This window comes from Bradyrhizobium sp. 197 (assembly GCF_023073375.1).
Classification (GTDB): domain Bacteria; phylum Pseudomonadota; class Alphaproteobacteria; order Rhizobiales; family Xanthobacteraceae; genus Bradyrhizobium.
The window spans coordinates 115,907-128,838 of record NZ_JADPJJ010000009.1 but is presented as its reverse complement, the minus strand read 5'-3'; the positions used below and the strand labels follow the sequence as shown (position 1 = coordinate 128,838).

Below are 12,932 nucleotides of genomic sequence, written 5' to 3'. Positions count from 1 at the left end.
GTCATACGCTTTCTGCAATCGCCGTTTTGCCCGCATCCGCGGCCTGATCGCGGCCCAAATGCGACGCAATTGCGGCGTCGTTAAGTCCGATACCCCTCAGGAGAAACTCGCAGAGCTGCCGCTCGAGGTCGTTCGCCTTGCCATAAGCGAGACACGGCGTGGCCGGCAGCCTGGCTAGCGCAGCCGTCATCGCCGTGTGATGCGCAAACCAGAACAGGTTGAGCGGTTCGCCGTTGCATGGCCGCGCGTCCCCGGCGGCAACCGCACGCTCGAGCGAGGCGACGAAGACCGCCCCGATCAGCGTTTCGATCTTGGCATATAGCAAACGGGCGAATTCGCCGTCATCCAAATGACTCGTGGCCATCAGTCGCAGGCGCTGGGCTTCTTCCTGGTCGGGCCCGTCGGCGATGTGAAGGAAATGTCCGACCATGCCGCGGATCACTTCGACCAGGGTGACCGTCGAGGGCTCCCGTTCGAGCAGCTCCATGAGCGCCGGGTCAGCCTCGCATTCGTCGCTGAGAATTTCGGCGTACAGCGCGGCCTTGGACGGGAAATGCTTGAACAGCAGCGCCTCGGAAATGGCAGCGGCGGCCGCCACGCTCTTGGTCGTGGTGCCGGTATAGCCGTGTCGGGCAAAGCAACGCTTTGCGGCGCCGAGGATCAATTGACGCCTCAGGTCGCTCGTCATACGCAATGAGCTCATGCTGGTGAGTAAGCACTCACCCACGTAAAAGTCAAGCACTATGCTGCAACGCAACCTAAATGCGTTGTAATTTCAGTTGAAATTGATCTTGCTTACATCGTCCCTGCGCAGGACGGGGCCGCTGGGGAAGCCAGCCTAGATCGGCTGAAAGCCGAGGTCGCCCCGGATCCGGTTGAGAATGTAAGTCCCATCCCGACTTGGCAATATCCGCTCCAGATTGGCGCTGTCGATTTTCACGTTGGCGAATCGTGGTCCGGCCGAGACGTCGTGGACGGCTTTGGCGAAGGCCTCGACCTCGGCCATGGTTGTCACAGACCGGCTATCCCCGATGCCGCAGGCCCTGGCGACGCCGACGAGGTCGGCGGCGGCCGAGGTGTGGCTGGTCTGGCCGCCGGTCTCGCCATAGGCCTCGTTGTCGAGCACCGCGATCGAGAGGTTGGGCGGCTTCTGCAGGCCGATGGTGGCGAGGCTGCCCAGCCCCATCAGCATCTCGCCGTCACCGGTGATGACGAGCACCGGCAGTTTTGGCTGCGCCAGCGCGAGCCCTAGGCCGATCATCGTCGCGCCACCCATGCCGCCCCAGAGATAGAAGTTGCGCGCGTGGTCGCCAGCCGCGCACATGTCGTTGGTGGAAGCTCCGAGGCCGCCGATCGCAACCACGTCCTTGCGGTTCGCAAGCAGCGTGGACACCACCTGACGGCGGTCGAGGAGATTGGCCTTGCTCATTTGGTGAAGACCTTGGCGCCGATCAGGCGCTGCGACAGCAGGACAGCGGTGGGCGTAAGGGCGTTATAGGCCTGTCCAGCCGCCGCCTCCAATACGGCCGGCACCTCGGCCGCGTTCGAGGCACGCAGCACCTTGACGCCTGATAGTTCGAATACGCCCTGCGTGGTCGATCCCATCGGCACCTGCCACGGATTGAACTCGCCCCACTCGCCGCGCATGGTCACCAGCGTGAGGAAGGGAAAGCGCAGGATCGGGATCAGCGACAGCATGTTGATGCAATTGCCGACGCCGCTCGACTGCATCAGCAACACACCGCGCTGTCCGCCGGTCCAGGCGCCGGCCAGCAGCGCCACGCCCTCCTCCTCCGTCGTCAGCGGAATGCCGCGCATCGTGGACGAGGCCAGCACGCGCTCGATCAGCCTCGAATGGCCGGCGTCGGGCACGTAGGGCACCTGCCGGACGCCGAAGCGTTGCAAGGTCGCGAAAATATCGTCGGGCCAATGAGTGCTAGACTCGGCGGCCGTCTCGGCAGCGTCAGCGCGGGCGTGCATTTTCCTGTCCGGTCGGCTTGCAAATCACGGCACGACTGTAGACGGTGACCCGCGCCGCTCGAAAGAGCGAAAACAGCATATCGGACTCAACCGGCGAGTATGGCGGCATGAACGCAAGTGCGAATGAATTGGCGGCCAAGTTCGATCTGGAGAAGCTGACGTCCGACTTCTACGCCGATCCCTACCCGACCTATCGTGCACTGCGGGAGAACGAACCGGTCAAGCGCCTGCCCAACGGCACCGTGTTCCTGACCCGCTATGACGATCTCGTCACGACCTACAAGAACACAATATCGTTCAGCTCGGACAAGAGGCGTGAGTTCGCGCCGAAATACGGCGACACCCCGCTCTACGAGCACCACACCACCAGCCTCGTCTTCAACGATCCGCCGGCGCATACGCGCGTACGGCGCCTGATCATGGGCGCGCTGTCACCGCGTGCGATCGCGGGGATGGAGCCCGATATCATCAAGCTGGTTGACGGCCTGCTCGACGCCATCGCCGCCAAAGGTGATTGCGAACTGATCGAGGACTTCGCCGCATCGATCCCCATCGAGGTGATCGGCAATCTGCTCGACGTTCCCCATGACGAGCGCGAGCCGCTGCGCGACTGGTCGTTGGCGATCCTCGGTGCGCTCGAACCGGTGGTGTCGCCGGAAGTGGCTGCCCGCGGCAATAAAGCCGTGACGGAATTTCTCGCTTATCTCTCGACGCTGGTCGTGCGCCGTCGCGAAAGGCCCGGCAATCCCGAACGCGACGTGCTGACGCGACTGATCCAGGGAGAAGGTAATGGCGAGGAGAACGGCGAGCGGCTGACCGAGAAGGAGTTGCTGCACAATTGCATCTTCCTGCTCAATGCCGGCCACGAGACCACCACCAACCTGATCGGCAACGGCCTCGTGACGCTCGACCGGAATCCGGATCAGAAACAGCGCTTGATCGGCCATCCGGATTTGATCAAACCTGCGGTCGAAGAGATGCTGCGCTACGAAAGCTCTAACCAACTCGGCAACCGCATGACCACCGAGCGGGTCGAACTCGGCGGCGTCATGCTCGACGCCGGCACGTCGATTACGCTTTGCATCGGCGCTGCCAACCGCGATCCGGCACAGTTTCCGGACCCTGAGAGATTCGACGTCGCGCGCACGCCGAACCGGCATCTCGCCTTCGCCACCGGCGCGCATCAATGCGCCGGCATGGCGCTGGCGCGGCTGGAAGGCGCCATCGCGGTCTCGCGCTTTTTGGTGCGCTTCCCGAACTACGCCGTGAGCGGACAGCCGGTGCGGGGCGGACGAGTGCGGTTCCGCGGATTTTTGAGCGTGCCCTGCGCGATCGGCTGAGATCTCAGCGCCGCTGCGCGCAACGGATTATTCCGAAGGCCTAAGCCACCGTCTTGTGCCGCGCGATGCAGGTTTGCAGCACCTCGTCCATCGGTTTGTCCCACCAGCCGTTGGAGAAGATTTCGATCTCCGAATAGCCGGCAAAGCCCTGCGCCTCGACCGCTTCGCGCACCGATTTGATGTCGATGACGCCGTCGCCCATCATGCCACGGTCGTTGAGGATGTCTTTCGTCGGCACCAGCCAGTCGCAGACATGAAAGGCCAGCAGGCGATCCTTGCCGGCGCGCGCGATCTGCTCCATCAGCTCGGGGTCCCACCAGATGTGATAGACGTCGAGCGCGACACCGAGCATGCCGCTGCGATCAGGATCAAGCCGGTCGCAGATGTCGAGCGCTTGCTTCGTCGTGTTGACGCAGGCGCGGTCCGCCGCATAGGCCGGATGCAGCGGCTCGATCGCCAGCGGCAGCTTTGCCTGTTTGGCGTAGTCGAGCATCTCAGCTAGCGCTTCCTCGACCTGCGTCCGCGCGCCGGCGATGTCCTTCGACGCCTTGCTGCCCGGCCGCGAATATTGCGGCAGGCCGCCGACGACGAGCACGATGCAGGGTGCTCCCAGCGCCTTGGCTTCGTCGACGCAGCGCCGGTTGTCGTCGCGCACCTCGTCTCGGCGTGCAGCGTCGGATGTGAACATGCCACCCCGGCAATAGCCCGATAGGTCGAGACCGGCATCACGCACCGCACGCGCGGCACGATCGAGGCCGACGGCCGCGACCTGGTCGCGCCAGGGATCGATGGCGCGGATGCCGTGCTTGGCACAGGCGTCGATGATCTCGACGAGGTCACCCTGCTTGCGGACCGTCGCCGTGTTGAGCGACAGCCAGCGATGGTCGGACGAGAAATCGCGCATCAGGATTCGATTCCGTGCGAGGCCAGCACGGTCTTCATCCGTCGCGTCGCAAGTTCAGGATTGGCAAGCAGGCCGGCCTGATCGGCAAGGCGGAACAGCTCGGCCAGATGCAGCATCGAGCGCGTGCTCTCCTGCCCGCCGACCATGGTGAAATGGTCCTGGTGGCCGTTGAGATACGCCATGAAGACAACGCCGGTCTTGTAGAAGCGCGTCGGCGCCTTGAAGATGTGGCGCGACAGCGGCACCGTCGGTCCCAGCACATCGTGGAAGCCGGCCTCGTCGCCGGCGGCCAACCGCGACAGCGCATAGGACGCCGCCGGCGCGATCGCATCGAAGATGCCGAGCAGCGCGTGCGAAAAGCCTTCGCCGTCGCCGGCGATCAGCTCCGCATAGTTGAAGTCGTCGCCGGTGTACATCTTGATACGCTTGTCGAGACGCCTGCGCATGTCGATCTCGCGCTGCTTGTCGAGCAGCGAAACTTTGACGCCGTCGATCTTGGTCGCGTTGCCGTTGATGATGGCAACCGCCGTGTCCATCGCCTTATCGAGATCTTTGGTGCCCCAATATCCCGTCAGCGCAGAATCGAACATATCGCCGAGCCAGTGGATGATCACGGGCTCGCGAACCTGCGAGAGCACGCGGTCATAGACCTTTGCGTAATCGTCGGCGTTACGGCCCAGCTTCGCCAGCGCGCGCGACGCCATCAAAATGATGCGGCCACCGACCTTTTCGACCGCCGAAATCTGCTCCTCATAGGCGCGGATCACGTCGTCGAGATTCTTCGCATCCTCGACCGCGAGATGATCGGTGCCTGCTCCAGAGAACACCAGCGCGTTGCGATGCTTGGCGGCAGACACCGAACGCGTGATCAGCTCCAGCGAAGTCGGCCAGTCCAGCCCCATGCCGCGCTGCGCGGTGTCCATGGCTTCGGCGACGCCGAGACCGAGGTCCCAGACATGTTCACGGAAGGCGATGGTCTTGTCCCAGTCGACGGCAACCGAAAGCCAGGGATCGTTGTCGGCGAAAGGATCGACCACCGTATGCACGGCCGAAAATGCGATGCGATTCAGCGGTCCCTCGAGCTTTACGGGAAACGTTCGCGACGCCGCGAGCCGGTAGGTCTCGATCGAACGATCGGTTTTCGGCAGCTTGAGCGACAGGGACGACGTTGAAGGGACGGGCTTGGGCAGGACGGGCTTATTCATTGTTCCCTCCTCAGACCTTGATCGGGGCGACGTCGATCCAGCGCCGCTCCTTCCAGCTCTTCAGCGCGCATTCGGCGAGCTGCACACCCTTGACGCCTTCGAGCAGCGTGAACTTGTAGGGCGCATGCTCGTAAACGTGGCGGATGAACATCTCCCACTGCTCCTTGAAGCCGTTGTCGTAGGTGACATTATCCGGCAGTTTCTGCCAATCGCCGTAAAAGTCATGCAGCCGCTTCTCGTCGGGATTCCACACCGGCCGGGGTGTTGCCTGCCGCGCCTGGATCATGCAGTCCGAAAGGCCGGCGACTGCCGAGCCGAGCGTGCCGTCGACCTGGAAGGTGACGAGATCGTCGCGATAGACGCGCGTCACCCAGGACATGTTGATGTGGGCGATGGCGCCGCCCTTGAGCTGGAACGTCGCATAGGCGGAGTCGTCGGCGGTCGCTTTGTACTTCTTGCCCTGCTCGTCGAAACGCTCGGGAATGTCGGTGTTGCCGATGCAGCTCACGCTCTCGACCTCGCCGAAGAGATTGTCGAGCACGTAGCGCCAATGGCAGACCATATCGAGGATGATGCCGCCGCCGTCCTCGTCGCGGTAATTCCATGACGGCCGCTGCGCCTCCTGCCAACCACCTTCGAACACCCAATAGCCGAACTCGCCGCGTACCGAGAGGATGCGGCCGAAGAAGCCGGAGTCACGCAGGAAGGCGATCTTTTTCAGGCCGGGCAGGAACAGCTTGTCCTGCACCGTGCCGTGCTTCACGCCCTTGGAATTGGCGAGCTTGACGACCTCGAGCGCTGCCTCGAAATTCGTCGCGATCGGCTTCTCGCAATAGACATGCTTCCCGGCATTGATGGCCTGGGTGAGCAGACCGGGGCGCGCCTGCGTGGTCGCGGCGTCGAAAAACATGGTGTCGTTCTTGTCGGCGAGCGCCGCGTCGAGGTCGGTAGTCCAGCGCGTGATGTTGTAGCGCTTGGCCAGCCCCTCGACCTTCTCGGCGCTGCGGCCGACCAGGATCGGGTCGGGCAACACGCGATCGCCGTTCTTCAAACGGACGCCGCCCTGCTCGCGGATCGCGACGATCGAGCGAATCAGATGCTGGTTCAGGCCCATGCGGCCGGTGACGCCGTTCATGATAAGGCCGAGGCGTTGGGTGGTCATACCGATTGCTCCCTAGGTGATTTTGGCTGTTCGAGCGGGCGCAGTGCCGACCAGTCCGGATGGACCGACGTCGCAAAACCCGCTCGGTTGAGCGATCCTGTCAGGAGATCGCCCTTGTGAATGGAGAGCCGGATGCCCTGCCCGGCATCGGCGTAGAGATCGGGATGCGCTGCCGCGAAGGCTTCGGCTTCTGCGGCGGGCGCCTCGCCAAAGCCGTCGACATAGTGATGGCCGTTGCGCTCGGCGTGCGTGATGCCAAGGAAGGCGCCGAGCGCGAGGTCCTGCTGCACGGCAAGACCCGCCTGACAGGTGAGATCTTCGCCGGTGACGAAGAATCTTTCGCCGCCCGCGCTCCATTTCGCCGCACGCGTCGCGTTGACGATGGACTTGTAGAGCCCCTTGCAGGACTTCGAGGAGATGCCGCAATAGCCGAGCGCCCGGGCCGCAGGAAACGCGTCGTAGGAATCGTCGGCTTCGTCGATGATGAAGCCGCGCGCGGCCAGCGAACCCAGCGGTGATTGCCGGGTGATATCGCGCGGCATCGGCTGCTCGACGTAGAGCAAGCGCGAGGCGATCGGCCGCAATGTGGGATCACGATCAAGCCGGTCCATCAGCGCCTGCAACGCCGCGAGATCCGCGTATTGCTCGTTGGCATCGAGCGTCGCCTTGTAGTCACGTCCAAGCGTATCGAGCTCCTTGCCGATCCGCGCCAGCCGCGCTGCGTCGGCCACGGGATCGCCCGACAGCTTCAGCTTGAAGTATCTTGCACCGGAGTTCTCGCGGGCATCGGCAACCCCGCCCTCACCTTCAACGGTATCGTCCAGGCCGACGGTATGCCTGATGGCAACACGCGACACCGGCTTCCGGCCGGACAGGAACGTCGTGAGATCCGTTTCCTTCAGGTCAGGCGACAGCCGCGCATCGATTCCGGCGATGTTGCCGGCCATGCCGTCGAAAAAACTGGTCTCGGCCGCGCGCAGGAGCGCGTCGAGGATCGCCTTGTCGATTTCCGCGGGGCCGTAAGCCGCCGCAAGCGCCGGAATATTCTTTTTCGCACAGGTCGCGACCTGGGCACCGATGCACGAGGCATGCAGATCGAATGCCGTCAGAAATCCAGTTCGCGCAAGATAAAGCCGCCGCGCGATCTCCAGCGAGCGGCGCAGATCATCGACGGTCTGAGCCGGCGACAGCTCCGGCCGCTTGTCGAACCATTTGGGGACCAGCAGCTCGGCGCTGGCACCGACCGCGGTCCCCTTGCCTTCGACCTCGATCTCGACCCGCACGAACAGCTGCGGCGTCGCGTTGATCGTGATCGCGCCAAAGCGGAACGGCCGCGCGAAATGCACGGGACGTTCGAAGAACGCGATGTCTCGCAGCTTCAGGCGCGGTGGCATGGTGCTTCCGCATGTGAGCTTGTTGGAAACCAGTCTGGCCGCTCGGACGGTGCACCTCGCCCGCTTGCGGGAGAGGTCGGCGCGCAGCGCCGGGTGAGGGTTCTTTCCGCGACGGGACAATCCTGATGCGGAGATACCCTCTCCCCAGCCCTCCCCCGCAAGCGGGGGAGGGAGCGCACCGTGCATGTGGTCGGGCTGGAGAACACCATCGCTAACTAATCCAGCGCCCCTTGCGAGAAGAAATGCTTGCGGATGCGTTGCACGAGTTCGGTGAAGACAGGATCAGCCATCACGTCGAGCGAACGTGGACGCGGCAGTGGCACGTCGTAGATCGCGGCGATCGCGCCGGGCCGCTCGGTCATGACCAGCACGCGATCGGCGAGGAACACCGCCTCGGGGATCGAATGCGTGATCAGCAGCACCGTCTTTTTCGTTTCGCGCTGGATCCGCATCAACTCGACATTCATGCGCTCGCGCGTCAGCGCATCGAGCGCGCCGAACGGCTCGTCCATCAGCATGATCTTGGGATCATGCACCAGCGCGCGGCAGATCGAGGCGCGCTGCTGCATGCCGCCGGAGAGTTGCCACGGCAGCTTCTTCTCGAAGCCTTCGAGCCCAACCATCTTCAACAGCGCCTTGGCGCGGTCGAGATATGTCTGGCGCGGCAGCCGCTTCATGTCGATCGGCAGCATCACGTTGGCCAGGATGTTGCGCCATGGCAGCAGCAGCGCGTTCTGGAACACGATGCCGACATTGCCGTGCGGCGCCGTCACCTTCTCGCCCTCGACCAGGATCTCACCCGTCGTCGGCGGCAACAGTCCCGAGATCAGCTTGAGCAGCGTGGACTTGCCGCAGCCGGACGGGCCGACCACGACAAAGAACTCGCCATCGTTGATGTGGAAATCGAGCGGCCGCAACGACGGCACGTCGCCGTCGCGCGTCCGATAGGTCTTGGACACGCCGGACAGTCTGATGCCCGACGCATCGCCGGCAGCACGGTCGCTCACCAATCTCAGATGTGCGGCCGGCTGCGCGATTTCACTCATAACTGTAGCAGGTTTCACGAGCCGCTCTTCGGCAGGTAATCGTTGGTATAGAACGCCTTCGGGTTATCCTTGGCCTTGGCGTCCAGCCCGCCATATTCGACCATCAGATTGACGGAGTCGGTCATGTTCTGGTCCGTGACCTGGAACGGCCGCTTGCTCTTGGTCTCCGCAGTCCGGTAGAGCGGAATGGTCAACTCAAAACCCTGCGTCAGCGTATCGATCTTGCCGCCCTTCGGGTTGGCGTCGAGGATCGACTGCGCTGCCGCCTTCGGGTCCTTCTCGGCAGCCTCGACCGCTTTCGTCGTCGCCGACATGAAGCGGCGCACGAGGTCGGCATTGGCCTTCACATAATCGGCGTTGGCGATGATGCCCGAGGACACCATGTTGATGCCGTAGTCCGCGAACTTGATCGGATAGACGTCCTTGCCGGTGGCGTCCTTGATCTTCATGGACTGGTCCATGACGTAGCCGAGCAGCAGGTCAGCCTGGCCGTTGATGACCGCATTGAGCTTGGTCTGGCCGTCGCCCGCGACGGTCTGGAAGTCGCTCTCCTTCAGGCCGGTCTTCTTCAGGAACAGCGGCCAGATCTGGGTCATGGAATCGGCAGGCGTGATCGCAACCGTCTTGCCCTTGATGTCCTCAGGTTTCCTGATGTTCTTGTCGACGAAACCCATGGCGGACATCGGGCTGGTCTGGAGCAGCACGCCGGTCGCAACCACAGGCGCGCCCTTGATCGCGGCGCGCATCATGGTGGGTACGTCGACATAGCCGAAGTCGGCGGTCTTGGCGGCGACGGCCTGGGTGGTCGCCGCCGAGCCGCGACCTTCCTGGATTTCGAGGTCGATGCCCTCGGCTGCGTAAATGCCCTTGGCCTTGCCGTAATAGAACGGCGCGTGCTCGCCATAGACGTACCAGTTTAGCATCAGCACGACCTTGTCGGCCGCCTGTGCCGGCATCGCCGCAAACATCATCAACGCTGCCGAGATAGCCCCTATCCACCGCTTCATCGTCACTCTCCCTTGTCGTTATGTTTCGACCGTTGATGGCCGTTGCTTAAGTTAAGAGGCGAAAATCACGTCCTCACGCTGGCTGACATGCCAGGGAATGACCAGTTTCTCGATGCGGTCCACGGCCCAGAACAGGATCACGCCGAGCAGCGCGAGGATCACGAGCGCTGCGAACATCGTCGGCAGGTCGAACGTGCCGATCGAGCGCTGCATCACGTAGCCGATGCCGGAATTGGAACCCACGAACTCACCGACGACGGCGCCGACCACCGCCAACGTCACCGACACTTTGAGGCCGGAGAAGATCGCGGGCAGCGCATGCGGCAGGTTCACCGCACAAAACACCTGGAAGCGGCTGCCCTGCATGGCGCGGGCGAGATCCACCATGTCGGGATCGACCGATTTGAAGCCCTGCACGGCGGAGACCACCACCGGGAAGAAGCCGAGCAGGAAGGCCGAAATCACTTTCGGAATGATGCCGAAACCGAACCACACCACGAACAGCGGCGCGATCGCGATCTTCGGCACGGATTGCGAGAACACCAGCAGCGGATAGACATAGCTCTCCACCGTCTTGGAGCCCGCAATCAGCATGGCGACGGGAATGCCGAACAGCGCCGACAGCAGGAAACCGCAGACGGTGGCATAGGTGGTCGGCCAGGACTGGCGCAGCAGTTCCGGCCATTCGGTGCGCAGCACCGCCAGGACATCGCCCGGCGCCGGGATCTGGTAGGCGGGGATTTTGAACAGCCGGATCGCGAGATCCCAGGCAACGACGATGAAGACAAGGAACAGGAACGGCCGAATCCAGGCCGCATTCAGCATCTTGGACACCGCACTCTGCGGCTTCAGCTCAGCCACGTCTCACTCCCGGTCGTCTTGTTCGTTGAGGGAGAAATTAACCGATTGGGTAAATACTGTCCAGAGGTTTCCCTGTGACGTTTTGTGCCTGTTCCCCCGCTGGTCGTGCCCGCGCTTGTCCCGGCCATCCACGTCTCTCCTCACGCGGAGACGCGCGTGGATGGCCGGGACAAGCCCGGCCACGACGGATCCGGCGAGAGCTTGAGATTAAACCGTCTGCGCCACCGCGGCGCGCGACTTCGGCGCCTTGACGATCTTCAGCAGCTCCGCCGACCGCCCCGTCAGCGCTGCCAGCACGAGGCCGACCATATGGGCCAGCCGCTCGTCCTTGGCGTCCTTGGCCAGCAAATCGCGGCCGAAGATCACGCTGAGCGTCGCCGAGTTCGAGAGATAGAAGAAGCAAAGCCCCGCGATCGAGATGTAGAGCTGCACCGGATCGACCGCGACCTGGAAGTCGCCGCTCTCGACACCGCGGCGCACCACGGTGCGGATCATCTCGACGAAGGGCGAGTGCATCGACTTGACCTTGGTCGAGCGCTTCAAATGCTTTGCGCGCGCGAGGTTCTCGGTCTGGAGCAGCGACAGGAATTCGGGATTGCGCAGAAAGTAGTTCCAGGTGAACTCGATCAGGCGCCTGATGGCCTCGGGTGGTTCGAGGTGCTCGAGATCGAGCCCACGCTCCTCGCTGCGGATCTTGTCATAGGCGCCTTCGAGCACTGCGAGATAGAGCTCGTCCTTGTTGCCGACGTGATAGTACAGCATCCGTTTGTTGGCGCCGGCCTGTTCAGCAATGCGATCGACACGTGCGCCGGCAAGACCGTGGGCCGAGAATTCCTGCTTGGCGGCTTCGAGAATGCGCAGCCGCATCCCCTCGGGATCGCGCTGCCATTTCAGAGTTCGTTTTGCCTTCGCCAAACCGGTTGCTCGCTGGGTGGTCTCAGGATGGATGTAACACGCGCTCGCCGTCATTGCGAGGCGCCCTTGCGACGAAGCAATCCAGACTGTCTCCGTGGAGGGATTCTGGATTGCTTCGCTGCACCGCTGCACTCGCAATGACGGGGAAAGGGCCTAACCTACTCCACCGGCTTCGGCGAGCGCTCCAGCAGCACCGTCTGGATGCCGCAAGTGCCGGTCCTGACCGTCATCACCCGCGTGCCCGGCTTGCGGCCGTTGCGGACCTCGGTGACGTCGAGCCCGGCAGCGATCAGGCGGGCGCGCGTGACGTCGATGTCGGTCACCCGCCAGCTCAGGCCCCAAAGGCGGTCATGCAGGGATTCGCCGCCCGCGACGGGGCGGCGCACCACCTCGACGACGAGATCGCCGCAGCGGAAGAACATCAGCTGGCCCCAATCCTGGTGCGAGCGGTCGAGCGCCAGATCAAGCCCGAGCCGCGCGCCGTAGAGCGCGGCGGCGCGTTCGGAATCCTCGGTGGTGATCACGACGTGGTCGAGCGCATCGATCGGCGCGATATCGGTCGCAGGCGAAAGCGGACGCTCATCGGCCAGTTCGAGGAAGAACATGCGCACGCCGCGCGTGAGCTCCGTGGCGGCGCGCGTCCGCTTCCAGTGGAGGACCGCACCGCTCTGCGCGTCGCTGCTTTCGACCTCGGCAACACCATCCGGCTTGAGCGCCACCCGCTCCAGCCGCCGGTGCATCTTGCCGATGTCTGCGACACGAAAGCACAGGCTGGCGAGCACGCCCTCTTGATCGCCGAGCAGCGCGCGCATGCGGTCGGCCGTCACGCTGAATCCGCTCGGCGCCATCAACTCGATCGTCATGTTCGCAAGTGTGAACAGCACCCGGTCAGCGCCCTCGCCCGAGTTCTGCCAGGCCGGCGCGCGCCCGAGCAGCGTCTGATAGGCCGCCTTCGCCGTACCGATATCCCTGACCAGAGCGACGATGTGATCGAGGCCGGTGATCATGTTTCCCCCTTTTGATCGACCTGGAACCATGGGCCGAAACACGGCATTTGCCCGGGCTTGGCATTGCCCGGTGATGGTCGTATTCCGGCACTATGCCGACCTCAAGCGCTT

At 63.5% G+C, this 12,932-nt stretch carries 13 protein-coding genes; 1 reads left to right on the top strand and 12 read right to left on the bottom strand.

All coding sequences use genetic code 11. The features are described from left to right. Position 1 precedes the first annotated feature (1 nt). From IVB27_RS03305 to IVB27_RS03295, 3 genes are all read right to left on the bottom strand, one after another. Complete coding sequence (locus tag IVB27_RS03305; RefSeq protein WP_247441373.1) at positions 2-703, bottom strand: TetR/AcrR family transcriptional regulator; 702 nt, start codon at positions 701-703, stop codon at positions 2-4. 135 nt (positions 704-838) lie between these two features. Beyond that, positions 839-1,429 (bottom strand): thiamine pyrophosphate-dependent enzyme, encoded by a 591-nt coding sequence (locus IVB27_RS03300; RefSeq protein WP_247441371.1) that lies wholly within the window; start codon positions 1,427-1,429, stop codon positions 839-841. After that, entirely contained in the window at positions 1,426-1,980 is a 555-nt protein-coding gene (locus IVB27_RS03295; protein WP_247441370.1) for a phosphonopyruvate decarboxylase, read from the bottom strand. Before IVB27_RS03295 ends, IVB27_RS03300 begins: the two co-directional genes overlap by 4 nt. A gap of 107 nt (positions 1,981-2,087) precedes the next feature. Between IVB27_RS03295 and IVB27_RS03290 the strand changes: the two genes are divergently transcribed. Beyond that, complete coding sequence (locus IVB27_RS03290; protein WP_247441368.1) at positions 2,088-3,320, top strand: cytochrome P450; 1,233 nt, start codon at positions 2,088-2,090, stop codon at positions 3,318-3,320. 40 nt (positions 3,321-3,360) lie between these two features. Here IVB27_RS03290 and IVB27_RS03285 read toward each other — a convergent pair whose 3' ends face one another. From IVB27_RS03285 to IVB27_RS03245, 9 genes are all read right to left on the bottom strand, one after another. Next, positions 3,361-4,224: a sugar phosphate isomerase/epimerase family protein gene (locus IVB27_RS03285; protein WP_247441367.1), complete on the bottom strand. Its 864-nt coding sequence runs from the start codon at positions 4,222-4,224 to the stop codon at positions 3,361-3,363. Continuing rightward, on the bottom strand, positions 4,224-5,429 hold the full coding sequence (locus IVB27_RS03280) for a dihydrodipicolinate synthase family protein (protein ID WP_247441365.1): 1,206 nt from the start codon (positions 5,427-5,429) through the stop codon (positions 4,224-4,226). Before IVB27_RS03280 ends, IVB27_RS03285 begins: the two co-directional genes overlap by 1 nt. A 10-nt stretch (positions 5,430-5,439) precedes the next feature. Further along, on the bottom strand, positions 5,440-6,591 hold the full coding sequence (locus tag IVB27_RS03275) for a Gfo/Idh/MocA family protein (protein ID WP_247441363.1): 1,152 nt from the start codon (positions 6,589-6,591) through the stop codon (positions 5,440-5,442). Continuing rightward, the gene (locus IVB27_RS03270; RefSeq protein WP_247441360.1) at positions 6,588-7,985 is read right to left on the bottom strand and encodes a hypothetical protein; all 1,398 of its coding nucleotides are present in this window, start codon (positions 7,983-7,985) and stop codon (positions 6,588-6,590) included. The genes IVB27_RS03275 and IVB27_RS03270 overlap by 4 nt, the downstream gene beginning before the upstream one ends. 215 nt (positions 7,986-8,200) lie before the next feature. After that, positions 8,201-9,031, bottom strand: coding sequence for an ABC transporter ATP-binding protein (locus IVB27_RS03265; RefSeq protein ID WP_249811127.1), 831 nt, complete (start codon positions 9,029-9,031; stop codon positions 8,201-8,203). Positions 9,032-9,045: 14 nt separating this feature from the next. Next, on the bottom strand, positions 9,046-10,038 hold the full coding sequence (locus IVB27_RS03260; protein ID WP_247441356.1) for an ABC transporter substrate-binding protein: 993 nt from the start codon (positions 10,036-10,038) through the stop codon (positions 9,046-9,048). A 51-nt stretch (positions 10,039-10,089) separates the two neighbouring features. Next, complete coding sequence (locus IVB27_RS03255) at positions 10,090-10,899, bottom strand: ABC transporter permease (protein WP_247441355.1); 810 nt, start codon at positions 10,897-10,899, stop codon at positions 10,090-10,092. 207 nt (positions 10,900-11,106) lie between these two features. Next, a complete protein-coding gene (locus IVB27_RS03250; protein ID WP_247441353.1) occupies positions 11,107-11,814 on the bottom strand; it encodes a TetR/AcrR family transcriptional regulator in 708 nt (235 codons plus the stop codon). Positions 11,815-11,972: 158 nt separating this feature from the next. Further along, a complete protein-coding gene (locus tag IVB27_RS03245) occupies positions 11,973-12,821 on the bottom strand; it encodes a VOC family protein (RefSeq protein ID WP_247441351.1) in 849 nt (282 codons plus the stop codon). Between the last annotated feature and the right edge of the window lie 111 nt (positions 12,822-12,932).

Coding starts and splice junctions, on each gene's coding strand:
- IVB27_RS03275 (WP_247441363.1), bottom strand. CDS start 6,591: ATGACCACCCAACGCCTCGGCCTTATCATGAACGGCGTCACCGGCCGC.
- IVB27_RS03270 (WP_247441360.1), bottom strand. CDS start 7,985: ATGCCACCGCGCCTGAAGCTGCGAGACATCGCGTTCTTCGAACGTCCC.
- IVB27_RS03265 (WP_249811127.1), bottom strand. CDS start 9,031: ATGAGTGAAATCGCGCAGCCGGCCGCACATCTGAGATTGGTGAGCGAC.
- IVB27_RS03245 (WP_247441351.1), bottom strand. CDS start 12,821: ATGATCACCGGCCTCGATCACATCGTCGCTCTGGTCAGGGATATCGGT.
- IVB27_RS03290 (WP_247441368.1), top strand. CDS start 2,088: ATGAACGCAAGTGCGAATGAATTGGCGGCCAAGTTCGATCTGGAGAAG.
- IVB27_RS03280 (WP_247441365.1), bottom strand. CDS start 5,429: ATGAATAAGCCCGTCCTGCCCAAGCCCGTCCCTTCAACGTCGTCCCTG.
- IVB27_RS03260 (WP_247441356.1), bottom strand. CDS start 10,038: ATGAAGCGGTGGATAGGGGCTATCTCGGCAGCGTTGATGATGTTTGCG.
- IVB27_RS03300 (WP_247441371.1), bottom strand. CDS start 1,429: ATGAGCAAGGCCAATCTCCTCGACCGCCGTCAGGTGGTGTCCACGCTG.
- IVB27_RS03285 (WP_247441367.1), bottom strand. CDS start 4,224: ATGCGCGATTTCTCGTCCGACCATCGCTGGCTGTCGCTCAACACGGCG.
- IVB27_RS03295 (WP_247441370.1), bottom strand. CDS start 1,980: ATGCACGCCCGCGCTGACGCTGCCGAGACGGCCGCCGAGTCTAGCACT.
- IVB27_RS03305 (WP_247441373.1), bottom strand. CDS start 703: ATGAGCTCATTGCGTATGACGAGCGACCTGAGGCGTCAATTGATCCTC.